The sequence below is a fragment of the Hungatella sp. SL.1.14 genome, from assembly GCF_024460495.1.
GTDB lineage: Bacteria > Bacillota > Clostridia > Lachnospirales > Lachnospiraceae > Hungatella > Hungatella hathewayi.
In genome coordinates, this window is sequence record NZ_JANFYJ010000535.1 from 1 (window position 1) to 287 (window position 287).

Annotated in this window: 2 pseudogenes; one reads left to right on the forward strand and one right to left on the reverse strand. The window is 44.9% G+C overall.

Features of this window, described 5'->3' with window-relative positions:
• Positions 1 to 107 precede the first annotated feature (107 nt).
• Positions 108 to 170, forward strand: a pseudogene (locus NE473_RS32180) (30S ribosomal protein S7); the annotation flags it as partial.
• Here the strand turns inward: NE473_RS32180 and NE473_RS32185 are convergent.
• Positions 167 to 287, reverse strand: a pseudogene (locus tag NE473_RS32185) (30S ribosomal protein S7); the annotation flags it as partial. The pseudogenes NE473_RS32180 and NE473_RS32185 overlap by 4 nt on opposite strands.

Below are 287 nucleotides of genomic sequence, written 5' to 3' on the forward strand. Positions count from 1 at the left end.
GTCACTCTACTAACAAGGAGGTTAGAGAATCGTGAATACCAGCACAGTAAAAATAGCAACCAACGGCCTGGACTTATATTACGGCACCAATCACGCCTTAAAAAACATTGGATGCTGCCAACAACACTGGTGCTTCTGTAAAGAAGAAAGAAGACATGCACAAGATGGCAGCATCCATAATCTCATTAGCCAGTCTTTCTTCCTGGGTCTTCTCGCCTCTCTTACGGGAGTACAGAGTGATCCATCTGAGTGCTAAAGCCTGTCTTCTCTCAGCCTTAACTTCGATC